The 24,206-nt window shown below is 69.9% G+C and carries 25 protein-coding genes and 3 tRNA genes; 8 read left to right on the top strand and 20 right to left on the bottom strand.

Going from position 1 to position 24,206, the window contains the following annotated elements:
- Window positions 1-125: 125 nt before the first annotated feature.
- The 5 genes from OOK07_RS26105 to OOK07_RS26085 all read right to left on the bottom strand — a co-directional run bounded on the left by OOK07_RS26105 (window position 126) and on the right by OOK07_RS26085 (window position 1,689).
- A complete protein-coding gene (locus OOK07_RS26105) occupies window positions 126-554 on the bottom strand; it encodes a MaoC family dehydratase (protein WP_266798844.1) in 429 nt (142 codons plus the stop codon).
- Window positions 555-562: 8 nt separating this feature from the next.
- A complete protein-coding gene (locus OOK07_RS26100; protein ID WP_266798842.1) occupies window positions 563-1,015 on the bottom strand; it encodes a MaoC family dehydratase N-terminal domain-containing protein in 453 nt (150 codons plus the stop codon).
- A gap of 226 nt (window positions 1,016-1,241) precedes the next feature.
- On the bottom strand, window positions 1,242-1,406 hold the full coding sequence (gene rpmG, locus OOK07_RS26095; RefSeq protein ID WP_003948671.1) for a 50S ribosomal protein L33: 165 nt from the start codon (window positions 1,404-1,406) through the stop codon (window positions 1,242-1,244).
- Window positions 1,407-1,497: 91 nt separating this feature from the next.
- Window positions 1,498-1,570: transfer RNA gene (locus OOK07_RS26090), tRNA-Met, on the bottom strand.
- 46 nt (window positions 1,571-1,616) lie between these two features.
- A tRNA-Thr gene (locus tag OOK07_RS26085) sits at window positions 1,617-1,689 on the bottom strand.
- 222 nt (window positions 1,690-1,911) lie between these two features.
- Between OOK07_RS26085 and OOK07_RS26080 the strand changes: the two genes are divergently transcribed.
- The 4 genes from OOK07_RS26080 (at window position 1,912) to OOK07_RS26065 (ending at window position 4,985) form a co-directional block, all read left to right on the top strand.
- Window positions 1,912-2,178, top strand: coding sequence for a hypothetical protein (locus OOK07_RS26080; protein ID WP_266798840.1), 267 nt, complete (start codon window positions 1,912-1,914; stop codon window positions 2,176-2,178).
- Entirely contained in the window at window positions 2,135-3,379 is a 1,245-nt protein-coding gene (locus OOK07_RS26075; protein ID WP_266798838.1) for an amidohydrolase family protein, read from the top strand. The genes OOK07_RS26080 and OOK07_RS26075 overlap by 44 nt, the downstream gene beginning before the upstream one ends.
- A gap of 554 nt (window positions 3,380-3,933) precedes the next feature.
- Window positions 3,934-4,590, top strand: a complete 657-nt coding sequence (locus OOK07_RS26070) for an SDR family oxidoreductase (RefSeq protein ID WP_266683826.1) — start codon at window positions 3,934-3,936, stop codon at window positions 4,588-4,590.
- A 5-nt stretch (window positions 4,591-4,595) separates the two neighbouring features.
- A complete protein-coding gene (locus OOK07_RS26065; RefSeq protein WP_266683820.1) occupies window positions 4,596-4,985 on the top strand; it encodes a nuclear transport factor 2 family protein in 390 nt (129 codons plus the stop codon).
- Between the two features lie 220 nt (window positions 4,986-5,205).
- On the opposite strand, the gene OOK07_RS26060 is transcribed toward OOK07_RS26065, so the two are convergent.
- Window positions 5,206-5,287: transfer RNA gene (locus OOK07_RS26060), tRNA-Tyr, on the bottom strand.
- Window positions 5,288-5,511: 224 nt separating this feature from the next.
- Between OOK07_RS26060 and OOK07_RS26055 the strand changes: the two genes are divergently transcribed.
- Window positions 5,512-6,000 (top strand): YajQ family cyclic di-GMP-binding protein, encoded by a 489-nt coding sequence (locus OOK07_RS26055; RefSeq protein ID WP_266683818.1) that lies wholly within the window; start codon window positions 5,512-5,514, stop codon window positions 5,998-6,000.
- A gap of 109 nt (window positions 6,001-6,109) precedes the next feature.
- Here OOK07_RS26055 and OOK07_RS26050 read toward each other — a convergent pair whose 3' ends face one another.
- Entirely contained in the window at window positions 6,110-6,376 is a 267-nt protein-coding gene (locus OOK07_RS26050; protein WP_266683816.1) for a GlsB/YeaQ/YmgE family stress response membrane protein, read from the bottom strand.
- Between the two features lie 154 nt (window positions 6,377-6,530).
- On the opposite strand from OOK07_RS26050, the gene OOK07_RS26045 reads away from it, so the two are divergent.
- Window positions 6,531-7,781 carry an APC family permease gene (locus OOK07_RS26045; protein ID WP_266798835.1) on the top strand — a complete coding sequence of 417 codons (1,251 nt, stop codon included), beginning with the start codon at window positions 6,531-6,533 and terminating at the stop codon, window positions 7,779-7,781.
- A gap of 354 nt (window positions 7,782-8,135) precedes the next feature.
- On the opposite strand, the gene OOK07_RS26040 is transcribed toward OOK07_RS26045, so the two are convergent.
- The 13 genes from OOK07_RS26040 to OOK07_RS25980 all read right to left on the bottom strand — a co-directional run bounded on the left by OOK07_RS26040 (window position 8,136) and on the right by OOK07_RS25980 (window position 20,954).
- On the bottom strand, window positions 8,136-8,702 hold the full coding sequence (locus OOK07_RS26040) for an SMI1/KNR4 family protein (RefSeq protein ID WP_266798833.1): 567 nt from the start codon (window positions 8,700-8,702) through the stop codon (window positions 8,136-8,138).
- A gap of 122 nt (window positions 8,703-8,824) precedes the next feature.
- The gene (locus OOK07_RS26035; RefSeq protein ID WP_266798831.1) at window positions 8,825-9,217 is read right to left on the bottom strand and encodes a YccF domain-containing protein; all 393 of its coding nucleotides are present in this window, start codon (window positions 9,215-9,217) and stop codon (window positions 8,825-8,827) included.
- Window positions 9,214-10,077 carry a zinc metalloprotease HtpX gene (htpX, locus tag OOK07_RS26030; RefSeq protein ID WP_266683218.1) on the bottom strand — a complete coding sequence of 288 codons (864 nt, stop codon included), beginning with the start codon at window positions 10,075-10,077 and terminating at the stop codon, window positions 9,214-9,216. Before htpX ends, OOK07_RS26035 begins: the two co-directional genes overlap by 4 nt.
- A 193-nt stretch (window positions 10,078-10,270) precedes the next feature.
- The gene (locus OOK07_RS26025) at window positions 10,271-11,794 is read right to left on the bottom strand and encodes an NADH-quinone oxidoreductase subunit N (protein ID WP_266798829.1); all 1,524 of its coding nucleotides are present in this window, start codon (window positions 11,792-11,794) and stop codon (window positions 10,271-10,273) included.
- Complete coding sequence (locus OOK07_RS26020) at window positions 11,791-13,365, bottom strand: complex I subunit 4 family protein (protein ID WP_266798827.1); 1,575 nt, start codon at window positions 13,363-13,365, stop codon at window positions 11,791-11,793. The genes OOK07_RS26025 and OOK07_RS26020 overlap by 4 nt, the downstream gene beginning before the upstream one ends.
- Before the next feature lie 6 nt (window positions 13,366-13,371).
- Window positions 13,372-15,366: an NADH-quinone oxidoreductase subunit 5 family protein gene (locus tag OOK07_RS26015; RefSeq protein WP_266798825.1), complete on the bottom strand. Its 1,995-nt coding sequence runs from the start codon at window positions 15,364-15,366 to the stop codon at window positions 13,372-13,374.
- Window positions 15,363-15,752, bottom strand: a complete 390-nt coding sequence (nuoK, locus tag OOK07_RS26010) for an NADH-quinone oxidoreductase subunit NuoK (RefSeq protein ID WP_266683207.1) — start codon at window positions 15,750-15,752, stop codon at window positions 15,363-15,365. The genes OOK07_RS26015 and nuoK overlap by 4 nt, the downstream gene beginning before the upstream one ends.
- Complete coding sequence (locus tag OOK07_RS26005; protein ID WP_266683718.1) at window positions 15,752-16,444, bottom strand: NADH-quinone oxidoreductase subunit J family protein; 693 nt, start codon at window positions 16,442-16,444, stop codon at window positions 15,752-15,754. The genes nuoK and OOK07_RS26005 overlap by 1 nt, the downstream gene beginning before the upstream one ends.
- A gap of 35 nt (window positions 16,445-16,479) precedes the next feature.
- A complete protein-coding gene (locus OOK07_RS26000) occupies window positions 16,480-17,124 on the bottom strand; it encodes a NuoI/complex I 23 kDa subunit family protein (RefSeq protein WP_266683206.1) in 645 nt (214 codons plus the stop codon).
- A complete protein-coding gene (locus OOK07_RS25995; RefSeq protein ID WP_266683204.1) occupies window positions 17,124-18,092 on the bottom strand; it encodes a complex I subunit 1/NuoH family protein in 969 nt (322 codons plus the stop codon). The genes OOK07_RS26000 and OOK07_RS25995 overlap by 1 nt, the downstream gene beginning before the upstream one ends.
- On the bottom strand, window positions 18,089-19,915 hold the full coding sequence (locus tag OOK07_RS25990; protein ID WP_266798823.1) for an NADH-quinone oxidoreductase subunit C: 1,827 nt from the start codon (window positions 19,913-19,915) through the stop codon (window positions 18,089-18,091). Before OOK07_RS25990 ends, OOK07_RS25995 begins: the two co-directional genes overlap by 4 nt.
- Entirely contained in the window at window positions 19,912-20,571 is a 660-nt protein-coding gene (locus OOK07_RS25985; protein ID WP_266798821.1) for an NADH-quinone oxidoreductase subunit B, read from the bottom strand. Before OOK07_RS25985 ends, OOK07_RS25990 begins: the two co-directional genes overlap by 4 nt.
- Window positions 20,562-20,954 (bottom strand): NADH-quinone oxidoreductase subunit A, encoded by a 393-nt coding sequence (locus OOK07_RS25980; RefSeq protein ID WP_266519554.1) that lies wholly within the window; start codon window positions 20,952-20,954, stop codon window positions 20,562-20,564. The genes OOK07_RS25985 and OOK07_RS25980 overlap by 10 nt, the downstream gene beginning before the upstream one ends.
- 270 nt (window positions 20,955-21,224) lie before the next feature.
- On the opposite strand from OOK07_RS25980, the gene abrC1 reads away from it, so the two are divergent.
- Window positions 21,225-22,418 carry a sensor histidine kinase AbrC1 gene (gene abrC1, locus OOK07_RS25975; protein WP_266798818.1) on the top strand — a complete coding sequence of 398 codons (1,194 nt, stop codon included), beginning with the start codon at window positions 21,225-21,227 and terminating at the stop codon, window positions 22,416-22,418.
- A 121-nt stretch (window positions 22,419-22,539) separates the two neighbouring features.
- Window positions 22,540-23,925 carry a sensor histidine kinase AbrC2 gene (gene abrC2 / locus OOK07_RS25970; protein WP_266798816.1) on the top strand — a complete coding sequence of 462 codons (1,386 nt, stop codon included), beginning with the start codon at window positions 22,540-22,542 and terminating at the stop codon, window positions 23,923-23,925.
- Window positions 23,926-24,206: the final 281 nt, after the last annotated feature.

Genomic DNA, 24,206 nt, shown 5'->3' with positions numbered 1-24,206 from the left:
GGCCATGCATGCGCAAGGGGCGCCTCGCAATGGAGAACGCCCCTTACATCGCCGCGCCACCGCGCCATCGCACGAAGGCATCTTGGCTCACGGCATCAAGGCATCAACTGGGATGCGTTGCCCTCTCAGGCCAGCCGTACGAGCGCCCGTGACATCCCCAGCACCTTCTGCCCGGCGCTGGTCGCCGTGAGGTCCACACGGACCGTGTGGTCGTCGAGCTTGGCGGCCACCTTGCCGCTGACCTCGATGACGGCACCCTGGTCGTCGTCCGCGACGACCACCGGCCGGGTGAAACGGACGCCGTACTCGACAACCGCGCCCGGGTCGCCGGCCCAGTCGGTGACCACACGGATCGCCTCGGCCATCGTGAACATGCCGTGCGCGATCACGTCCGGCAGCCCGACATCCCTGGCGAACCTCTCGTTCCAGTGGATCGGGTTGAAATCACCCGAAGCACCCGCGTACTGCACGAGCATGGCCCGCGTCACCGGGAAGGCCCGGGCGGGCAGTTCGGTCCCGACCTCGACCTCGTCGTAAGCGATCTTCGCCGTCATCGGGTTCCTCACGCCTCCTCGGCCCCGCGGGCCACCAGCTTCGTCCAGGCCGTCACCACACGCTCGCCCGCCTCGTCACGGACCTCGCCCCGGATGTCCAGGATGTCGTTGCCCGCCATGGACCTGATGGCCTCGATGGACGAGGTGACCGTCAGCCGGTCACCGGCGCGCACCGGACGGACGTAGGCGAATTTCTGGTCACCGTGCACCACACGGCTGTAGTCCAGGCCGAGCTGGGGGTCCTCGACGACCTGTCCCGCAGCCTTGAAAGTGATCGCGAAGACGAACGTCGGCGGGGCGATCACATCCAGGTGCCCCAGCGCCTTGGCGGCCTCCGGGTCCGTGTACGCCGGGTTGAGGTCCCCCACCGCCTCCGCGAACTCACGGATCTTCTCCCGGCCCACCTCATAGGGCTCAGTCGGCGGGTAACTCCGCCCCACGAAGGACTGGTCGAGCGCCATGGCCCGCACCTCCCGATGTCTGCCTGCTGATGCGCTGATGTCTGCCTGTACGCCGACGTCTACCAGATGCCTGCCACGTGCCTGCCTGGCCGCCTGACACCCGGCTGACGCCTGGCCGGTGCCTGCCCTGGGCACCCTGTAGTCGGCTGGAACCGGTCGGTAACCGACGTCCAAACGACGTGAGGCCGCCCCCGGTAAAGGGGGCGGCCTCACGTACGAGCCTGATTTATCGCGTTTCGCGGTGCGCGGTGTGCGCGTTGCAACGCGGGCAGTGCTTCTTCATCTCCAGTCGGTCCGGGTTGTTACGCCGGTTCTTCTTGGTGATGTAGTTCCGCTCCTTGCACTCCACGCAGGCCAGCGTGATCTTCGGGCGGACGTCGGTGGCAGCCACGTGAGTGCTCCTTGACGAACGGATGGGACAGGGTTGAACGCATAAAAGAGTAGCCGATCGAAGGACCGACCCCGCAATCGGCTACTGTCAGTAGCGGTGACCGGACTTGAACCGGTGACACAGCGATTATGAGCCGCTTGCTCTACCGACTGAGCTACACCGCTGCGATGCGATCGGGCCCCGCCTTGCGACGGGGACCTCTCACACCAGAGCCCCAATACGGAATCGAACCGTAGACCTTCTCCTTACCATGGAGACGCTCTACCGACTGAGCTATTGGGGCGAGCGATGAAGACATTACACGCTCGCCTGCCGTTCGCCCAAATCCGTTTAGGGGCACCCGTCCGGCCTTGTTCCACCTGCTGTCCAGACCCCTGCCGCGGCCCGTCTCACGGCTCCCCCACCAGCCCCTGAGGCCTCTCCGGCACGACGGGCCACACCGGTACGACTATTGCGCTCCTCCCCGGCGCGAGCGGAACGCCACCCTAGGCTCGACTCACTCTGCGTGATCTTGCGTCCTGCTGCGCAGTCCCTCGAGCCCCTGGAGCGCGATGCCCGACAGCCAGCCGCAGCCGCCCCACTCGTCGTCGTCCTCATCGGGCTCGTCGTCCTCGCCATCGGGCTCGTCCTCCTCCAGTTCCTCCGGTTCTTCGGGTGCTTCGGGTGCTTCCGGTTCTGCGGGTTCTGCGGGTTCTGCGGGTTCTGCGGGTTCTTCAGTTTCTTCGGGTTTGCCTTCTTCGGGTTTCCCGGGCTCCTCGGGACAGGCGGGTGACCCGGCCGCCTTGCTGCTGTGCGGGGCGCGGCTGACGGACGGCCGGACCGTGGACGTACGGCTGGGCGGCGGGCGCATCGAGGCGGTCGGCACGGCCGGCAGCCTGGCTGCGGGCGGAGTGCGGGGCTGTGGCACACGCGTGGATCTCACGGGCTATCTGCTCCTGCCGGCCCCGGCCGAACCGCACACCCACCTGGACACCGCGCTGTCGGCAGAGGGCGACGGCCCGGCGTCGTACGAAGCCCAGGAGGTCCAGCGACGGGCCACCGAGGCGGCGCTGTTGCAACTGGGGCACGGGGCGACTGCGCTGCGGGCGCACGTGCACGTGGGCGATGTTCAGGGGTTGGGCGCGCTGGCCGCCGTACTGCAGGCGAGGCGTTCGCTGCGCGGACTGACGGAACTGACGACGGTGGCGATGCCGAGGGTGCTGACCGGCGTGGCGGGGGCGGACGGGCTTTCGATGCTGCGGGACGCGTTGAAGATGGGCGCCTCCGTGGTGGGCGGCTGTCCGGACCTGGACCCGGATCCGACCGGGTATGTGGAGGCGGTCCTCGAGGTCGCCGCCGAACACGGTTGCCCCGTCGACCTGCACACCGACGCCGCCGACCCGGCCCGTCTCGCGCGGCTCGTCGCGATGGCCGGCGGGCTGCGCCCCGGGGTCGCGATCGGCCCGTGCGGCGGCCTCGCGAAGCTGCCCGACGAGACGGCCCGACGCACGGCAGACCAGCTCGCGGCGGCCGGGGTGACGGTGGTGTGCCTGCCCCAGGGCGGCTGCGGCGGCACCGATCAGCGGGTCACGGCTCCCGTACGGCTGCTGCGGACGGCCGGCGTGCGCGTCGCCGCGGGCAGTGGCGCCCTGCGGGACATGTCGAACCCGGTGGGGCGCGGTGACCCCTTGGAGGCGGCCTACCTGCTGGCCTCCCGGTACGGGTTGCGGCCCGAGGACTCGTACGACGCGGTCAGCTCGTCGGCGCGGGCGGTGATGGGGCTGCCCGAGGTGCGCGTGGAGGCGGGTTTCCCGGCCGAGTTGCTGGCCCTGCGCGGCGACCGGCTGGCGGGCGCGCTGTCGCTGGCGTACAGCCGGATCGTGGTGCACCGGGGGCGGGTGGTGGCGCGGACAAGCGCTGTACGGGAGTACGGCAACTCGGCTGCGGCGACGGAACTGGGGCTGCCCCGGCAGGGGCGTGGGGCGCTGTCGTGAGGGTGGGGACCGAGTCGGTGAGAGATGGGCAGACGCTCGTCGCGCGGGTCGAGGGCGGTTCGAGGGCGATGGCGCCGGGACAAGCAGTCTGACTGCCCGGACAGGCAGTCTGATTGCCCCGGACAAGCGGTCTGAGCGGGCGGGGCTGAGGCGTGTTGGGGCGTTGGGGCTCGCGGTACGCCTGGGGTGCGCGGGGCGCGCAGGGTGGGCACCTGCGCCGGGTGATCCCTGTCGACGTGTACGTCGTCGGCACAGCGGCGTACATGCAAGGGGAGTCCTGCACTGCATCGCCGCCGCGCACTGAGCGTGAGCGCTTTCGGCTCATGCGTCTCCACCCGAGGAGCCCGAGGAGCCTGAGGAGCCTGAGGAGCCATCAGCTCATGTGGGGCGCCAGGACACAAGTCATCGAGGCGCACTGGGAGCGCGCAGGGGGAGGTCGTGCGCCCAGCGCGTGGGCTCTTCGCGTGCGCTCCGCATGCTGCCCCGCATGCGCACCCTCGTACGTGGCTCAAGTCGTGCGGCGGATGGGGCCGTCCGGGCGTACGGTCGGAAACATGCGCATTGTCATCGCTGGTGGTCATGGTCAGATCGCGCTGCGGCTGGAACGGTTGCTCGCCGCGCGCGGAGACGAGGTTGCGGGGATCATCCGTCACGCCGAGCACGGCGACGACCTGCGGGAGGCCGGTGCCGAACCGGTCCTGCTGGATCTGGAGTCGGCCTCGGTCGAGGAGGTCGCGGCGTGTCTGCAGGGCACCGACGCAGCGGTCTTCGCGGCGGGCGCCGGTCCAGGCAGCGGGGCAGCCCGCAAGGAAACCGTGGACAAGGAGGCGGCGATCCTGTTTGCCGACGCGGCGGTTCGGGCCGGCGTACGACGACATGTGGTCGTCTCGTCGATGGGCGCCGATCCCGCCCACCAGGGGGACGACATCTTCGACGTGTACCTGCGCGCCAAGGGCGAGGCCGACTCTCACGTACTGCGGCTGGACGCCCTCGACGCGACGATCCTGCGCCCCGGGATGCTGACGAACGACGCCGGCACCGGCTTGGTCCGGCTGGAGGCGCACACGGGCCGCGGCACGATCCCCCGTGACGACGTGGCCGCCGTACTCGCGGAGTTGGTGGACACCCCGGCGACGGCCGGCCTGACTCTGGAACTGGTCAGTGGGTCGGCTCCGGTGTCGGTGGCGGTGAAGTCCGTCGCCGGGAACTGAGCAGCGTGGCAGGCGAGGGGGTGCCGGCCGCACAAGAGGCCCTGCTGCGGCGGATGTACGAGGTCTTCTCTACCGACGAGCGCGACACCTTCGTACTCCGGTGTCTGGCGCCGGACGTGGACTGGCCGAACGTCCTCGACGACGTCCGGCTGCACGGCCGCGAGGAGGTACGCGCCTACTGGACGCGGCAGTTCACGGCCGGGCATCCCCTCGTACGGCTGGAGGGATTGCGGCTCGACGGGGATGGCGAGGGCGTCGTGGTGACCGTACGAACCGGGATGCGGGACGCGTCGGGTGACCGGTGGGCGGAGGGGACGATCGAGCACGTGTACCGGTTCGGCGGCGACGGGCTGGTGACGCGGATGGACGTGCGGGCGGGTGCGCAGGAGCCGTAGCAAGTAGCCGTCTGTGGCAGTCGTCCACAACATGACCGTCCAGGAGGCGTCGCCTAGAACAGGGCCGAAAGCCAGCCTGATGCTCTGCGCCCTGATCGTGACCGTCGGCCGGGGGTTCGTGGGGCCGTTCTCCAGGACGGCCCGATGATGAAGGGAACATACGAAGAGACCCCCTCCACTCTGCGTTTCCGCAGATCAGAGGGGGTCTCTTCACTCAGCGTGGCGGCGCCAGGGTTCGAACCTGGGTAGGCTGAGCCGGCAGATTTACAGTCTGCTCCCTTTGGCCGCTCGGGCACACCGCCGGGGTTGCTGCCCTTCGCACTGCTCTTCGGCGGTGCTCCCTGGCAACGACGTAAACAATACCCGATGCGGAGGGGTGCTTCGCCACTCGATTGATCTGCGCCCGGAGGACAAGGGGTGGCTAGGCTTGTCCGAATGCGGCCCTGGCATCACGCCGGGGTGGCGGCCACCCCCACGCCCGCCGATACGCACCCCACACGCACCCCGATACAAGGAGCCACAGGACATGGCCGACTCCAGTTTCGACATCGTCTCGAAGGTCGAGCGGCAGGAGGTCGACAACGCCCTCAACCAGGCCGCCAAGGAGATTTCTCAGCGCTACGACTTCAAGGGCGTGGGTGCCTCGATCTCGTGGTCCGGTGACAAGATCCTGATGGAGGCGAACTCCGAGGACCGGGTCAATGCCGTCCTCGACGTCTTCCAGTCCAAGCTGATCAAGCGCGGGATCTCGCTGAAGGCGCTCGACGCCGGTGAGCCCCAGCTGTCCGGCAAGGAGTACAAGATCTTCGCCACGATCGAGGAGGGCATCTCCCAGGACAACGCGAAGAAAGTGGCGAAGATCATCCGCGACGAGGGCCCCAAGGGCATCAAGGCGCAGGTGCAGGGCGATGAGCTGCGCGTCAGCTCGAAGAGCCGTGACGACCTGCAGGGTGTGATCGCCCTTCTGAAGGGCAAGGACTTCGAGTTCGCGCTGCAGTTCGTGAACTACCGGTGAACCACCGACGCGCCATTACCGCCTGACCGTGCGCGCGAAGGGCGGGCACCTGGCGGGTGCCCGCCCTTCGCGCCTGCTGGCTGCGGTCCGGGAGCGTGCTCGATCGTGCTCAGTTGCGCGAGTTGCCGAACAGGAGGCGGTAGGCGACCAGGAGGACGAGCGATCCTCCGATCGCCGCGGCCCACGTCCCGCCGTCGTAGAAGTTCTTGGTGATCGGGTGGTCCATCCAGCGGGCGGATATCCAGCCGCCGATGAACGCGCCCGCGATGCCGATGAGAGTTGTTCCGATGAAGCCGCCCGGGTCCCGGCCCGGCAGCAGGAACTTGGCGATGGCTCCGGCCAACAGCCCCAGGATGATCCAGCTGATGATGGTCATGCCGTGAACCTGCCCTTCCGCATTGCGCCTGCACTTTCGGGACAGTGTGATTTCGGTCAAGATCCGCTGTGCGTCACGGGCTTGTTCCTGCTCCCTTGTTGAGCAGGACGCCACGCCGGCTCCGTCGGTTGCAGTGATCAGTAGGGTGCGGGCCATGGCATCGACTGGTTCGGCATCTGAACTGCGGCGCACGCTTGGCGTCGGTGACGCCGTGGTCATCGGACTCGGCTCGATGGTCGGGGCGGGGATCTTCGCCGCTCTGGGGCCCGCTGCGCGTGCGGCCGGGTCCGGGCTGCTGCTTGGCCTCGCCGTCGCCGCCGTCGTCGCCTACTGCAACGCCACGGCATCCGCGCGCCTGGCCTCGCTGTATCCAGCCTCGGGCGGCACCTATGTGTACGGGCGCGAGCGGCTCGGCCCGTTCTGGGGTTATCTCGCGGGCTGGTCGTTCGTGGTCGGGAAGACCGCCTCCTGTGCGGCGATGGCACTCACCGTGGGGGCGTACGTCTGGCCGGGGCAGGCCCACGCTGTGGCAGTCGCGGCAGTGGTGGCGTTGACGGCGGTGAACTACGGCGGGGTCCAGAAGTCCGCCTGGCTGACGCGGGTGATCGTGGCTGTGGTGCTGGCTGTCCTCGCTTCCGTTGTGGTGGTGTGCCTGGGATCCCGGGCCTTTGACGCCGGACGCCTGGGCGTCGGGATCTCGGGTGGCGTGGGCGGCATGTTGCAAGCGGCCGGGCTGCTGTTCTTCGCGTTCGCCGGGTATGCGCGTATCGCGACCCTCGGTGAGGAGGTACGGGACCCGGCGCGCACCATTCCTCGCGCGATCCCCGTGGCTCTGGGCATCGCGCTGGCGGTGTACGTGTGTGTGGCGGCGGCTGTCCTTTCCCTGCTGGGGGCGGAAGGTCTCGGGCGCGCGGGTGCTCCGCTGGCCGACGCGGTGCGGGTGGCTGGAGTACCGGGGCTGGTGCCGGTGGTGCGGGTGGGGGCGGCCTTGGCTGCGCTGGGGTCGCTGCTCGCCCTGATCCTGGGGGTCTCACGGACGACTCTGGCCATGGCCCGCGACCGGTATCTGCCCGGCGCGCTGTCCGCCGTGCATCCGCGTTTCCAGGTGCCGCACAGGGCCGAACTGGCCGTGGGTGCGGTGGTCGCCGCCCTGGCCGCCACGGTGGACGTACGGGGCGCGATCGGATTCTCCTCCTTCGGTGTGCTGGCGTACTACGCCGTCGCCAATGCCTCGGCCTGGACGCTCAGTTCGGCTCTCATTACCCGAGTGCTGCCGGCGGTGGGTCTTGTCGGATGTGTGGTGCTGGCCTTCTCTCTGCCGGGGATTTCGGTGCTCATGGGCGCGGGCGTGTTGGTGGTGGGTGTGGTCGCGTATGGCGTACGTCAGTGGGTGGCTGCGCGGTAGCAGGCTGGGCGGGGCTGCAGTTGGAGTGGGCGGGACGGCAGTAGCGTCGCGGTGGGCTGGGGTGATGCCGGCCGGCTGGGGGTGGTGCCTGCCGAGCCGTGTGGAGTGCGTGCCGGGCCGTGTGGAGTGCGTGCCGGGCCGTGTGGAGTGCGTGCCGGGCCGTGTGGAGTGGAGGCCGACGGTGGTGGGCCACCGATCAAGGGCGGCGGTCAGGGGCGGCGGGCTATCAGGTCCGGTAGGGCGCGGTCTTCCGGCTCCTGGCCCGCGGGATCTCCGCAGTCGCCGTACGAGCATTCGCCGTACGAGATGGTCGGACGTGGCGTCGTGCCTGCCGTACTGATGGCGTCGCGGCGGCTAGGACGCTTGCCCCGTCGTCGTGCGTATGCGGAGGTCGGCCCACGGGGTCATCTCCGGCTCCTCGTTCGTCTCCTCGTACCAGCCCGTGCCGTCGAGCCAGGAGGTCAGCCAGACCGTGAGGCTGGGGGCGTCGACGTACCAGGCTTGGCCGGCGTCGTCGGCGTTCGGTTCGAAGAGGAGGACGGTGGCCTCCGGGGTGCGGCAGTCCACGCACGCGTACATCGCGCAGCCCCAGTGGGATATCGGCAGGACGCCTTCGGGCCAAGGCCAGTCGGGGTCCTTGCGGGCGCTCTCGCGGTTGGCGAGGTACTGCGCGACGGCAGCGGGCTCGCCTGCGGGCGGGCTGTCGAGGAGAGACAACAGGCCGTATTCCGGGCCGAATCCGCCGTCTCCTATGCGCAGGTAGAGGTCGGCGAGCAGTGGAGGCAGGGTGAAGCCCAGAGCGGCCTCGGCGCGGGCGGCCGTGGCCACGTCCACGGGCTGCGGGAGCGAAGGCCAGCCCCACGGGCGGGTGTTGTGCGCCTTGGCTGCCACCCTTGCCAGCAACTGCTCGTTCTCGGTCATGGGTTCATGATGCAAGGCGCCACTGACAATCGGGCCGGCCTGTGGACAACCACCGGGTTGTGGAAAACCCAGTGGGTCGGACAAGGGCGGACAAGCCGGCCCCTCACCATCGTCCCGCTCGGTCAGCGGGCTGCGAACGGCTGGTCCGTCCGCACGATTTCGCGGCCGAGGGGCAGCAGCGACACCGGGATCAGCTTGAAGTTGGCGATACCGAACGGGATTCCGATGATCGTGATGCACAGGGCGAAGCCCGTGACGATGTGCGCGATCGCCAGCCACCAGCCCGCGAGGACCAGCCACAGAACATTGCCGATGCAGGAGGGCGCTCCGGCGTCGCGGCGCTCGACCGTCGTGTACCCGAAGGGCCACAGGGCGTAGACGCCGATGCGGAACGCCGCGATGCCGAACGGGATACCGATGATGGTGATGCAGAGCAGGACGCCTGCTGCCAGGTACCCGAGGAACAGCCAGAAGCCGCTCAGGACGAGCCAAATGACGTTCAGAATAGTTTTCACTGGGGACGACCTGCCATCTTCTCGAGCCGGGCGATGCGCTCCGCCATCGGCGGGTGTGTCGAGAACATCTTGGAGAGTCCCTGACCCGGGCGGAACGGGTTCGCGATCATCATATGGCTGGCGGTCTCGATGCGCGGCTCGGGAGGCAACGGCAGCTGCTTGGTGCCCGCTTCAAGCTTGCGCAGCGCGCTGGCCAGTGCGAGGGGGTCACCGGTCAGCTGGGCGCCGGACGCGTCGGCCTCGTATTCCCTGGAGCGGCTGATGGCCAGCTGGATGAGGCTGGCCGCGAGCGGACCCAGGATCATGATCATCAGCATGCCGAGGATGCCCGGGCCGTCGTCGTCATTGGAACGGCCGATCGGGATCAGCCAGGCGAAGTTGACCAGGAACATGATCACGGAGGCGAGAGCTCCGGCGACCGACGAGATGAGGATGTCGCGGTTGTAGACGTGACTGAGCTCGTGGCCGATGACGCCGCGCAGTTCGCGCTCGTCCAGGATGCGCAGGATGCCGTCCGTGCAGCACACCGCGGCGTTGCGCGGGTTGCGGCCCGTCGCGAAGGCGTTCGGTGCCTCCGTCGGTGAGATGTACAGGCGCGGCATGGGCTGTCGGGCCTGGGTGGAGAGGTCGCGGACCATGCGGTAGAGGGCGGGGGCCTCGAACTCGCTGACCGGGCGGGCGCGCATCGCGCGTAGCGCCAGCTTGTCGCTGTTCCAGTACGCGTACGCGTTCGTGCCCAGTGCGATCACAACCGCGACGACGAGCCCCATACGGCCGAAGAAACTGCCGATGACGATGATGAGGGCGGACAGTCCTCCGAGGAGTACTGCGGTCCTTAGCCCGTTGTGCCGGCGGTGCACGGTACGCCCTCCAAGTCGTGCAGCAGGGGAACCCTTTGCTTGCTGATTTCCGATGTCACTGGTGTCGTGGTGTCACGTCCAGTGGACCCTCCCGTACTGGTCAACGCCAGGCGGGGGTCACTAGTTCCCTTGTGCGTACGGCGGCGTTCGTGGACCGTCCGGGTGACTTCGGCCCCGAGCGGCCCATGCCCGCTCAGAAGAGGGCGGTGTCCGCGAAGCGCAGGACCAGCTGAGGTGCCCCGGAGAGGGCGATGCCGACGGCGCCGGTGAGGGCGATCGCCACGGTGAGGGGCGCCGGAAGACGGTGCTTGACGGGCTCACCCTCGGGGGCGCGGAACAGCAGTGCCGTCCATTGGAGGTAGTAGAAGAGGGCGATGACGACGTTGGCGGCCATGACCACGGCCAGCCAGCCGAGCCCCGCGTCGACCGCTGCCGAGAACACGGTGACCTTGGCGAAGAGTCCGATGATGCCCGGGGGCAGTCCGGCCAGGCAGAGCAGGAAGAAGGCCAGCAGAAGAGCGGCGAGCGGGTTCGTCGCGTAGAGGCCGCGGTAGTCCGTGATGCGGTTCGCGGACCTGGTCCGTCCGACCAGTGCGGCCACCGCGAAGGCGCCGAGGTTCATGGCCGCGTACATGAGGGCGTAGGCGACGGTGGAGCCGATGGAGTGCTGGGCGTCGTCGGAGTAGGCGGCCGCGGCGATCGGTACGAGGAGGTAGCCGGCCTGGCCGACCGACGACCAGGCGAGAAGTCGTACGGCGCTGTACGCGCGCGTGGCCTGCTGGCGCAGGGCGCCGACATTGCCGACGGTCATGGTGAGCGCGGCCAGGCCCGCGAGTGCGGGACCCCAGACGTCGGCGTACGACGGGAACGCGACCACCGTGACGAGGATCAGGCCGGAGAAGCCGACGGCCTTGCCGACGACCGAGAGATAGGCGGCGATCGGCAGTGGCGCCCCTACGTAGGTGTCCGGGACCCAGAAGTGGAAGGGCACGGCTGCGGTCTTGAAGGCGAAGCCGACGAGAGTGAGGACGACGCCGGTCTGGGCCAGGGTGTGGAGCTGTCCGTCGACGTGCTGGATCCGGTCGGCGACCTGGGTGAGGTAGAGGGTGCCCGTGGAGGCGTACACGAAGCTGATGCCCATGAGGCTGACGGCGGTCGCGGTGACCGACGACAGGAAGAACTTCAGGGCCGCTTCGGAGGACTTCTTGTCGCCCTGCCGGATGCCGACGAGGGCGAAGGCCGGCAGGGAGGCTACCTCCAGGGCGACGATCAGCGTTGCGAGATCCCGGGAGGCGGGCAGGAGCGCGGCGCCGGCGGCGGAGGACAGCAGCAGGAACCAGTACTCCCCTTCGGGGAGTTGCTTGTCTGCATCCTTGAGGGCTGTCACCGACAGGAGGGCGGCGAGGAGTGCGCCTCCGAGGACCAGGAACTGGATGACCAGGGTGAAGCTGTCCGCCGCGTAGCTGCAGACGTGGGCGTTGCCGGTCAGGCAGAACGTGGAGCGGTCGTCGTTCACGAGGGGCAGCAGCAGGAGCGCGGAGGCGGCGAGGCCGGCGACCGAGACCCAGCCGAGAAGTGCCTTCCTGGTGTCGTCGACGAACAGGTCGGCGACGAGGACGACGAGTCCGACGACCGCCGTCAGGGTGGGCGGCGCGATGGCGAGCCAGTCGACGGACTGGACGAGATTCGCGGCCAGCGGCTGGGCCAGGCTGCTCATCGGGTGCCTCCTGCGAGGAGCTGCTGCACGGCCGGGTCGGTCAGGCCGAGGAGGGCCCTGGGCCACAGCCCGGCGACGACGGTGAGGACGACGAGCGGGGTCCATGCCGCGAACTCGTACGTCTGGACGTCGGCGAGCTGCGGCGCTTCCTGCGGTACGGCGCCCATGCAGACCCGGCGGACGACGGCGAGCATGTACGCGGCCGTGAGGAGGGTGCCGAAGGCCGCGAACGCCATGAAGGTGAGGAACGCCGGGCGGCTGAGGCCGGCGGCCGGTTTGAACGCGCCGAACAGGGCCAGCATCTCGCCCCAGAACCCGGCCAGGCCGGGCAGTCCGAGCGAGGCGACGGCGCCGAAGGCGAGCAGGCCGCCCAGGCGCGGGGCCTTGCCGTAGAGCGCGGCTCCCGTCTTGTCGGCGAGGGCGTCGAGGTCGGTGGTGCCCGCCCGGTCCTTCAGCGCGCCGACCAGGAAGAAGAGGAGGCCGGTGATGAGGCCGTGGGCGATGTTGGCGAACAGGGCGCCGTTCACGCCGGTCGGGGTCATGGTCGCGATGCCGAGCAGGACGAAGCCCATGTGGCCGACGGAGGAGTAGGCGATGAGGCGCTTGAGGTCGCCCTTCGCGCCCCGCTTGGCCAGAGCGAGGCAGGCCAGGGATCCGTAGATGATCCCGACGACGGCGAAGGCGGCGAGGTAGGGCGCGAACGTGCGGAAGCCGTCCGGCGCGATCGGAAGGAGAATCCGGACGAACCCGTACGTACCCATCTTGAGCAGAACACCTGCCAGCAGGACCGAGCCGACGGTGGGCGCAGCGGTGTGGGCGTCGGGCAGCCAGCTGTGCAAGGGCCACATCGGCGTCTTGACCGCAAGCCCGACGCCGATCGCCAAAACCGCGATGACCTGCACGGATGCGGTCAGCGACCGGCCGTTGTCAGTGGCGAGTGCCACCATGTCGAAGGTGCCGGCCTTGATCCCGATCAGGAGCAGGCCGAGCAGCATGACGACCGAACCGAGCAGTGTGTAGAGGATGAATCGCCAGGCGGCCTGGGTCCGGCCCTCGCCGCCCCAGCGGGCGATGAGGAAGTACATCGGGATGAGCACCATCTCGAACGCGAGGAAGAACAGCAGCAGATCGAGAACGGAGAAGCTCGCGAGGGTGCCGGACTCAAGGACCAGCACTAGTGCGACGAATGCCTTCGGGGTCGGACCTGAGGGCATCTTGAAGTACGAGTAGAGCGCGCAGAGGAACGTCAGCAGCGCTGTCAGGACCACAAGGGGGAGGGAGATGCCGTCGATGCCGAGGTGGATGCGCACGTCGAGTGCGGGGATCCAGCTGATGTCGGTCGTGGCCTGCATCTTCGACGGATGGTCATGGTCGAAGCCGACCGCGAGGACGATCGCGGCGATGAGTACCGCACCGGTCACGGCGACACCGTGCCGCAGCACGGCCTGCTCGGGCGACTTCCCCTTCAGCCCGGGCGGGGCGGGCAGCAGAGCTGCGGCGGCGCCGAGGAGCGGGCCGACGACGACGAATGCCAGAAGGAACTGCATCACGGACTCGTTGATACCGATCACGGCTGCTCACGCTCCCGTGGCGACGAGGAGGGCGGCGACCGCCAGGACGACGGTGCCTGCGAGCAGCGCGCTCACATAGGTCTGCACATTGCCGGTCTGGGCGCGCCGTACGGCGGCCCCGAGCAGCCTGGGTAGGGCGCCCGCACCGCGTACGTAGGTCTCGACGACCTCGCGGTCCAGGAACCGGACGAGACCTGCTCCGGCCAGGACCGGGCGGACGAAGAGGGCCGCGTAGACGGCGTCGAGGTGGAAGCCGACGGCCGCGTGCCGGTGCAGCGGGCCGAGCAGCAGCCGCCCTGGGTCGGAGGGGTCGGGGGCGGAGGCGACGTCGCCGTACGCGGGTGCGTGGCTGGCGATCGCTTCGGCCTCGACCAGTCCGGCGTCGCCTTCGGGGTGGGCCGCGACCGCACCCAGCGGGACGCGAGCCGCGAGGGCGGTGGTGTGGCGCCAGGCCCCGTAGGTGACGATGCCGCCCACGAGTGCCACACCTGTGCCCAGGACGGAGGTGGTGAGGGTCGGGGTGAGGTCGCGGCCGTCGAACCAGTCGGGCAGCGCGCGGTAGGCGAGCCCGCCGAGCGTGAGGGACGGGACGGCGAGCACCCACAGCACCACGGTCATCGTGAGCGGCTGGCGGCCGTGATCGGGGGCCTCGGTGCCCTGGCCCTGGAAGGCCAGCAGCCACAGGCGCGTGGCGTACGCGGCGGTGAGCGCCGCCGTGACGAGGCCTGCGACGAGGGTGATCCAGCCCGCTGCGCCGGGGGCGTGCTCGGTGTGGCCGGTGGCGACGTGCTCGGCGGCGCCGAGGACGGACTCCTTGGAGAAGAAGCCGCTGAAGGGCGGGATCGCGGCAAGGGCGAGGAGCGCCACCGTCATCGTCCAGTAGGCGTCGGGGACACGGTCGCGCAGGCCCCGCATCCGGGACATGGCGGCGAGCGAGTTGGTGCCGGCGGCGTGGATGATCACGCCGGCCGCGAGGAACAACAGCGCCTTGAAGGCGCCGTGCGAGAGGAGGTGGAAGACGGCGGCACCGCGGTCACCGACCGCGAGGGCGCCGGTCATGTAGCCGAGCTGGCCCATCGTCGAGTAGGCCAGGACGCGCTTGATGTCGTCCTGGGCGAGCGCGGCGAGACCCGAGCCGATCATCGTGACCGCTGCCATGACGGCGAGGACGATCATCGCGGCCGCGGAAGCCTCGAAGACCGGAAGGAGACGGGCGACGAAGTAGACACCGGCGGCGACCATCGTCGCGGCGTGGATCAGCGCGGAGACGGGTGTCGGGCCCGCCATCGCGTCAGGGAGCCAGGTGTGCAGCGGGAACTGGGCCGATTTGCCTGCCACGCCGGCCAGGAGCAGCAGCGCGATCAGTGTCGGGTGGTCGAGTCCGCCGCCCGCGACCGTGCCGAGGACCTTCGTGATGCGGAAGGAGCCGGCGTCGGTGCCGAGCGCGAACAGGCCGATGAGGAAGGGGACGTCACCGAGCTTGGTCACCAGGAAGGCCTTGATGGAGGCGGCGCGGGCCTCCGGGGTCTCCCAGTAGTGGCCGACCAGGAAGTACGAGCAGATGCCCATGATCTCCCAGCCGACCAGCAGCACGATCAGGTCGCCGGAGTAGACGACGAGCAGCATCGCGGAGGTGAAGAGGGAGACGAGGGCGGCGTACGAGGGGTAGCGCGGGTCGTCGCGCAGGTAGCCCGTCGAGTAGATCTGCACGCAGGAGGCGACCAGGGCGACCAGCACGGCGACGAGGGCGGCGAAGCCGTCGATGTGCAGGGCGAGTTCGATGGGGACCGAACCGGTGGGTGTGAGTTCGGTGGCGGCGTCGATCGCCTGGCCGCCGCCCTGGCGCACGGCGACGAGCGCTGCCAGCACGAGGGAGGCCAGGGGCGGCAGGACGGCGAGCGGGCGGACGAAACCGGGGGCCGTGCGGCCCAGGAGCAGGCCGGCCGCGGCGCCCAGGAACGGCAGGAGGGGGACGAGGACGGCGAGGGTGGTCGTGGTCACGCGGTGGCCTCAGCCTTCCCGGTCTGATCCGTCGTCAGGGCGTCGCCGTCGGGGCTGTCACTCTCGTGGCCCTCGGCGCTGTCGCGCAGCTTGTCGATGTCCGAGGTGCCGCGGTTGCGGTAGACGGAGAGGACGATCGCCAGGCCGATACCGATCTCGGCGGCGGCGATGGCGATGGTGAACAGGGTCAGGGCCTGGCCGGAGTGGAGTGTGTCCCGGGCGGCCTTGCTGAGCCAGACGTCGAAGGCGACGAGGTTGAGGTTGACGGCGTTGAGCATCAGCTCGACGGACATCAGGACCAGGATCGCGTTGCGGCGAGCGAGGACGCCGTACAGGCCGGTGCAGAAGAGAAGGGCGGAGAGTACGGCGGGATAGGCGAGGTGCATCAGCGGGCGCCTTCCTGCTCGGCCGGGTCCTGTCCCTCGACCGGGTGAATCCGTGAATCCGGGCCGGAAGGGGAACTGCCGGTCGCGGCCCGGGAGTTCACAGGGGGAGAGCTCATCTCCGCCTTCGCCTTGCGGGACAGGACGATCGCGCCGACGAGGGCGGCAAGGAGGAGGACGGAGAGGGCCTCGAAGGGAAGAACCCAGTTCTGGAAGAGGCTCGCTCCGGTGACGGCGGTGGAGCCGGCGGCCGGCCCGTCCAGGTCGATCCAGGTTGCGCGGAAGGCGTCGACGACGACCCAGACCAGGGCGGCAGCCGCGGCGACGGCCACGGTGAGGGCGGCCCAGCGGTTGCCGGAGTCGGCGTCCGGAGAGCGGCCGATGGGGGCCTTGGTGAGCATCAGACCGAACAGAAGGAGGACGACGACGGAACCCACGTAGATGAGGACCTGCACCCAGGCGATGAACTCGGCGGTGAGCAGGAGGTATTCGACGGCGAGGCCGCCGAGCGTGACCACCAGCCACAGTGCGGCGTGCACCAGTTGCCGCGTGGTGACGGTGACGAGGGCGGCGCCGAAGGTGGCCAGGCCGACGAGGAGGAAGGCGATCTCGACACCGGTCGGTGAGAGGAAACGGTGGGTCCCCTCGGCGGCCGTGGTCGCGGTGGCGTGGGCTGCCGTCGCGTGAGCGGCTATGGCGTGCGCCGCCGTCGCGGTGACTGCGGTGAGGGTCACGACGCGCCTCCCTCGGGTTCGGTCGGACCGGCGGGTGGCTCGGTCGGCTGGTTCCGCTCGGGCGGCGGCTCGACGGGCTCGGCCGACGCGGCTGCCGCGGCCGCCAGTTTGTCGGCGGTCTTGCGGGCGGCGGAGATCTCCTTCGGCTCCTCCGCGCCAGGGTCGAGGGCGGGCGGAGCCGGGACCGTCCACATCCACTCGCGGAGCTTGTCGCGCTCGTGGGTGAGTTCGTGGATGTCGGTCTCGGCGTACTCGAACTCCGGGGACCAGAACAGGGCGTCGAAAGGACAGACCTCGATGCAGATACCGCAGTACATGCACAGGGAGAAGTCGATGGCGAAGCGGTCGAGGACGTTGCGGCTGCGTTCACGGCCGCCGGGGGTCGCCGCCGGGACCGTCTCCTTGTGGGAGTCGATGTAGATGCACCAGTCCGGGCACTCACGGGCACACAGCATGCAGACCGTGCAGTTCTCCTCGAACAGGCCGATGACGCCGCGGGTGCGGGGCGGCAGGTCGGGCTGGACGTCCGGGTACTGCTCGGTGACCGTCTTCCGCGTCATCGTGCGAAGGGTGACGGCCAGGCCCTTGGCCAGGCCGGAGCCGGGGATGCGGGACCGGGAGGACGGCAGCGGCTCAGCCATCAGGAGATCACCACCTTGACGATGCCGGTGAGGGCGATCTGGGCGAGGGAGAGGGGGACGAGGAGGGTCCACGAGAGTTTCTGGAGCTGGTCCTCGCGCAGGCGGGGGTAGGTGACGCGGAGCCAGATCACGAGGAAGGCGAGGACGGCCGTCTTCAGCAGGGTCCAGACCCAGCCAAGGCCGTCGGCACCCCAGGGACCGTGCCAGCCGCCCAGGAAGAGAACGGTCGTCAGACCGCACAGGACGATGATTCCGGCGTATTCGGCGAGGAGGAACAAAGCGAAGCGCAGGCCCGTGTACTCGGTGTACGCGCCGAAGATGATCTCCGAGTCGGCGACCGGCATGTCGAAGGGCGGGCGCTGGAGTTCGGCGAGGCCGGCGACGAAGAAGACGATCGCGCCGACGATCTGCCAGGGCAGCCACCACCAGTGGAAGGCGTCCAGGATGCCGGGGAGGGAGACCGTGCCGGCCGCCATCGCGACGGAGGCGGCGGCGAGCAGCATCGGGAGTTCGTAGGCGAGAAGCTGGGCGGCGGTACGGAGGCCGCCCAGGAGGGAGAACTTGTTGGCGGAGGCCCAGCCGGCCATGAGCGAGCCGAGGACGCCCACGCCCATCACCGCGAGGACGAAGAAGAGGCCCGCGTCGAGGACCTGGCCGACCGCGCCCTCGCCCGGGCCGATGGGAATGGCCACAAGGACCAGCAGGTACGGGAGGAGGGCTACGGCAGGGGCGAGTTGGAAGACGCGCCGGTCCGCGCCCGCCGGGACGATGTCTTCCTTCTGCGCGAACTTCACGCCGTCGGCGACTAGTTGGGCCCAGCCGTGGAAGCCGCCGGCGTACATCGGACCGAGGCGGCCCTGCATGTGGGCCATGACCTTGTGTTCGGTCTGGCCGACGATCAGAGGGAAGGTGAGGAAGACGACGAACACGATCAGGAGTCGCAGGACGACGTCCAGAGCGTCGGTCACTGCGGGCCTCCTGCGGGGTCTTCGGGGTTCGCGACCGGGGTTTCGGTGTCTTTCTCGGCGGGGGTCTCCTCGGAGGCGGACGGCTCCGGGGTGGGTTCAGCGAGGCCGGAGTTCCCCTCGGACGCCTCCGAACCGGGAAGGGCCCCGTCACCAGCAGCGGGTTTCGGAGTGGGCTCGGCTTCGCCTGCGGGTTCCGCGACGGACTCCGTCTCCGGGCCCGCCTCAGGCCCCGGGCCCGGCTGCAGCACCTGCTCCTGCTCCCGCTCCGGCTCTGGGCCCTGCTCCTGTTCCCGCTCCCGTTCTGGGCCCGCCTCAGACTCCGGGCCGGACTTCGTTGCAGGGCTTGGCTCCAGCTCCGGGCCGGGCTGCGGCACCTGTTCCTGCAGCTCCTGCACCGGCTCCTGTTCCTGCACCGGCTCGCGTTCCTGCACCGGCTCGCGTTCCTGCACCGGCTCGCGTTCCTGCACCGGCTCCCGTTCCAGCACCGGCTCCCGTTCCAGCACCGGCTCCCGTTCCAGCACCGGCTCCCGTTCCTGCACCGGCTCCTGGTCGTCGAAGGCTGGGCGGGCGTGATGCCACGGGGCGTCAGCGCTGCGCGGGGTGCGAGCGGGTGGGGTTGTTGCGCCCTCCGTCGGGGAGGGTCGGGCAGTCTGCGAGGCCGAGCCTTCGCTCGCGCTGCGCGCGCGTCGCGGCGAGTTCGCGCGGGCACCCGCAGCTCCACTCGCACCGGCTGCTCCCGGCTGCCGGTCGGCCGGTGCCTCTGCCGCAGAGGGCTCGCCACCCGGTGCGGACGAGGCAGCCTCGGCTCCCCCGACCGGAGACGACGCCGCCTGACTCGCGGACCCTCCCGCGGCCGAACGGGCACGCCGGGGCCGAGCCTCAGTATCGCCGGGCCTGGAAGCATCGCCGGACCCCGCAGCCGCCGCCCGATCAGACGCGCCCTCCGCCTGACTCACCGAACCCTCGGCAGCCGAACGCGCACGCCTCGGCCCAGTCGGAGCATCGGCAGCCCCCGGCCTCACCGCCTGACTCGCCGATACCTCCCCCACCGAACGCCCGCTCCCGGCCCCGGCCCCGGCATCGTCCGAACCGGAACCGGAAGCCGCCATCTGGCTGCCGGGACCCGCGGTCTGGCTGGCCGAGCCCTCTGCGGTGGTGCGGGTGCGGCGGGGCGGGCGGTCGACCGGTGTGCGGGTGGGGCGGTCGGCTGTTGGTCGGCCCGCGGCCCTGGTGGGGCGGGCCGGGGCCGGGGGGAGCTGGCCCTTCTGGGGGCCCCATTCGTTCGGGTCGGGGACACCTGGGGGAAGCATCTGGCGGCGCTTGGGGCCGCCGTGCTCGGACTCGCCCGGCTCCTTGGCGCCGGGCCAGGCCTTGGCCACACGGGCGGCCAGGACGAAGTCCTTGCGAAGGGGGTGGCCTTCGAAGGTTTCAGGGAGGAGGAGGTGGTCCAGGGCGGGGTGGCCTTCGAAGACGACACCGAACATTTCGTGGGTCTCGCGTTCGTGCCAGGCCGCGCCCGCATAAACGCCGACGGCGGAGGCCAGCGCCGGCGCCTCGTGCGGGACCGTCGTGCGCAGCAGCAGGCGGCGTACGGGAGACAGGGACACCACATGGGCCGCGACGCGGAACCCCGTGCCCGGTTCGTCGACCGCGCTCAGCCAGTCGAAGTACGTACAGGACAGCCGGTCGCGCGCCATCTCCAGCGCGGCGAGCCAGGTCGCCGGGGGGACGTCGACCGTGAGGACCTCGTACGCCTCCTCGGCGGTGGCCTCCGTACCGAACAGCTCGTCGACGGGGGCGGGGAGCCAGCCGACCGTGCTCATCGGCCCTCCCGCGACGAGGACTCGGTGGCCGGCGCCTTCACCAGGCCGGTCTGCAGAGCCGCGGCCGACGGGCGGGAGGTGCCGTACCGCTCGCCCAGCGACTCCCGCGCGATCTTCTCCTGGAGCTTCAGGATCCCCTGGAGCAGGGCCTCGGGGCGCGGCGGGCAGCCGGGGACGTAGACATCCACCGGGATGATCTGGTCGACGCCCTTGGTGACGGAGTAGGAGTCCCAGTAGGGGCCTCCACAGTTGCTGCACGCGCCGAAGGAGATGACGTACTTCGGTTCAGGCATCTGCTCGTACAGGCGCTTCACCGCCGGCGCCATCTTGTCCGTCACCGTGCCGGAGACGACCATCAGGTCGGCCTGTCGCGGGCCCGGTGCGAAGGGGATGACGCCGAGGCGGATGAAGTCGTGGCGGGCCATCGACGCGGCGATGAACTCGATCGCGCAGCAGGCGAGGCCGAAGTTGAAGACCCACAGCGAATACCGGCGGCCCCAGTTCAGGACCACCTTCATCGGCTCGGGGGCGAGGCGTGCGAGGGCGCCGAGGCGCTTGGGCTCCGGCAGCAGAACCGGCCCACCCGGCTCGCCCGGCGTGGTCGACGCGCCCGGCACGGTCGGCTGCCCGCTGGTGTCCGGCTTCGTCACATCCATGCCAGAACGCCCTTCTTGTATGCGTACAGCAGGCCCACGGCCAGGAAGCCGAGGAAGATGAACATCTCGACGAGGGTCGTCGCGCCGTAGCCGGGGGCGGCGAAGACCGTGGCCCACGGGAACAGGAAGATCGAGTCGACGGCGAACACGACGTACAGGAAGGCGTAGACGTAGTAGCGGACCTGGGTGTGGGCCCAGCCCTCGCCGACGGGGTCGACTCCGCACTCGTAGGTCAGGAGCTTCTCCGGGGTGGGGACCACAGGCCGCAGCAGGCGGCCGGCCCCGAAGGCGACGGCGACGAAGAGCACGCCGACGACGGCGAGCAGTCCGACGACGGAGTACGACTGGAAGTAGTCCGCCGCGACAACGGTCGGTTCCCGCACGTCCGTACCCTCGCTCCCTGACTCTGCGACCCTGCGGCATCACCGTGGGCCGTCTGCCGCGGGTCGCCATCCGCCCCGGTGACCTGCGGCCCTGATGAACGCTGCTGTTCGACGATCTGTACGCACGGGAGTCTAGGCCCTGATAAAGAGACGGTAAGCAGCCCGTCACGCCTTGAGATCACCTTGAGATGCCGGGGTGGGGTTTTCCCCAGGGAACTGCGGCGGCCGACCTCATGGCGCGGGCGCCCGGCGCGCGGCACGCTAGCCCATATGACCGAACCACTCTCGCGCCCGATGCGGTCCTCGGAAAGTGACGGCGACCGTCTGCCGCCCGTCCGTTCCGCCTACGACCGGCACACCTGGAAGGAGATCGCGCATCTCCTGGCAAATCTTCCGGTGGCGCTGCTGGGGTTCATCTACGTCGTCACGGTGCTGTTCACGGGGTTCTGGCTGACCGTCACGGTGATCGGGTTCCCGTTGCTGGCGGCCGGGCTGGCCGGTGCGCGGCTGCTGGGCCGGATGGAGCGGGCACGGGCCAGGAAGCTGCTCGGGGTGCGGGTGGACGAGCCGAGCCCGCTGCCCCGACGCGGCACCGGTTTCCTGCCGTGGCTGTGGATGAGGGTGAAGGACCCGGTGGGCTGGCGCACGGTGCTGTACGACTTCATCCGGCTGCCCTGGGGCATCCTCACCTTCGTCATCACGCTGACCTCGCTGATCGTGCTGTGGCCGGTACTGCCGTTCATCGCGCGGGGGCTGACCAACGCCGACCGGGCGATGGTGCGCGGTCTGCTGTCGCCCTCCGACGAGCTGGAGCGGCGCATCGCGGAGCTGGAGTCGGACCGCGGGGTCGTGGTCGACACGGCCAACGCCGACCTGCGTCGCATCGAGCGCGACCTGCACGACGGGGCGCAGGCCCGACTGGTCAATCTCGCGATGGGGCTCGGCCTGGCGAAGGAGAAGCTTTTGGAGGACCCCGACACGGCGGCGGAGATGGTCGCGGAGGCGCACGGTGAGGTGAAACTCGCGCTGCAGGAGCTGCGGGATCTGGCGCGCGGCATCCATCCCGCCGTACTCACCGACCGGGGTCTCGACGCCGCGCTCTCGGCGGTCGCCTCGCGCTGCACCGTCCCCGTGAAGGTGACCGTCGACCTCGCCGCACGGCCCGCCGCGGCCATCGAGGGCATCGCCTACTTCACCGTCTCCGAGCTGCTGCAGAACGTCAGCAAGCACAGTGCGGCGAAGTCCGCGTCCGTGGAGGTGTGGCAGTCGTCGGATCGGCTGCTCATCCAGGTGGAGGACAACGGCCGCGGCGGCGCGCGTCTCGACGGCGGCAGCGGGATCCAGGGGCTCGCCGACCGGCTGGACGCCGTCGACGGGCTGTTCGTCATCGACTCCCCGCAGGGCGGGCCGACCGTCGTCACCGCGGAACTGCCGTGGCGCGACCGCGCCCCCGGCGAGGGGTAGGGAAAACCCCCCTTCGAAGACGCCGACGGACTCCATGGTTCGCGGACCTGCGACGGAGGAGTGTGGAGGTACGACAGGACAGCCGCACGGCTAGAAGGACGAGTAGAAACGGACGACGTCGATGGCCACGGAGTACGGACAGGGCTACGGGCACGGGCACGGTTACGACGACGGGCTCGGTTACGACGACGGGCCCGGGCTCGTCGACCGGCGGCGCCGGCTGCCCGTCGGGCTGCGGGCACCCTTCGAGGGGCGCAGCTGGCGCGAGTTCGGATATGTGCTGCTGGGCCTGCCGATCGGCGTCCTGACGTTCGTGTACGCCGTCACGATGCTGTCGCTCGGGGCGGGTCTGCTGGTGACGTTCCTCGGCATTCCGGTGCTGGCGGCCGGGCTGGCGGGCTGCCGGGGCTTGGGGGCGATGGAGCGGGCGCGGGCACGCGGGCTGCTGGGCCTGGACGTGGCCGACCCCGAGCCACTGCGGATGAAGAAGCCCGGCGTGATGGCCTGGATGGGCGCGGTGCTGAAGAGCGGCACGTCGTGGCGGACGCTGCTGTACGCGCTGCTGCAGTTCCCCTGGTCGGTGTTCTCGTTCGTGGTCGCCGTGAACTTCTGGGCGTACGGGTGGGCGCTGCTCACGTATCCGCTCTGGTTCTGGCTCTTCCCGATGTACGGCGGCCAGGACGGGCTTCAGCTGTACGGCGACGGCAGCCACAGCATCTATCTGGACAACCCGTTCGAGATCACCGTCACCGCGCTGGTGGGGCTGCTGTTCACGCTGGCCACACCGTGGATCGTACGGGCGCTGACGATGGTGGACCGGCTGATGGTGCACGGGCTGCTCGGGCCGTCGCGGCTGGCGACGCGGGTGGTGGAGCTGGAGTCGGACCGGGGGGTCGTGGTGGACACGGCGGCAGCGGACCTACGGCGGATCGAGCGGGATCTGCACGACGGGGCACAGGCCCGTCTGGTGGCGTTGGCCATGGATCTGGGGCTGGCGAAGGAGAAGCTCACGGAGGATCCGGCGGCGGCCGCGCGGATGGTCGGCGAGGCGCACGGCGAGGTGAAGACGGCCTTGCAGGAGCTGCGGGATCTGGCTCGCGGAATTCATCCGGCGGTGCTGACGGACCGGGGCCTGGACGCGGCGCTGTCGGCCGTTGCCTCGCGGTGCACCGTGCCGGTTCAGGTGGAGGTGGATCTGGCGGAGCGGCCGGCGCCGGCCATCGAGGGCATCGCCTACTTCACCGTCTCCGAGCTGCTGCAGAACATCAGCAAGCATGCGCGGGCCACGTGGGCGGCGGTGGATGTGTGGCGGGTGGAGGACCGGCTGATGGTGCAGGTCGTGGACAACGGGGTGGGGGGCGCGGATACCGCCGGCGGGTCCGGGCTCGGGGGGCTCACGGAGCGGTTGGACGCGGTGGACGGGATCCTGGTGGTGGATTCGCCGGTGGGCGGTCCCACTCGGGTCACCGCGGAGTTGCCCTGGCGGGGTGAGCGGGCGCTGGTCTGACGACAGCCGTTTGCCCGCCACGCCACTCACACCTCCGCCAGAGGGCGCCCGGCGCCTTCTGGCGGTTCCGCCTCAACATCCTCGTCTCCCCACCCACTCCCCCACTCACCGACCCACCGACCCACCGACCCACCGACCCACCGACCCACCTGAAGATCAACACTCCGTCACCCTGCATGAGCAACCCGTGACCCTGAAGTTCCCGAGGGGCCGGAACCCGCCGCGCAGTGCACATATTCGCGTTGATTCCTGTTGGTCAGGGGCGACCCGGTCCGAATGCT

Origin of the sequence: Streptomyces sp. NBC_00078 (assembly GCF_026343335.1) — a bacterium.
In the GTDB taxonomy this organism is placed as follows: domain Bacteria; phylum Actinomycetota; class Actinomycetes; order Streptomycetales; family Streptomycetaceae; genus Streptomyces.
The sequence above is the reverse complement of the archived record's forward strand: the minus strand, read 5'-3'. Positions and strand labels throughout refer to the sequence as shown.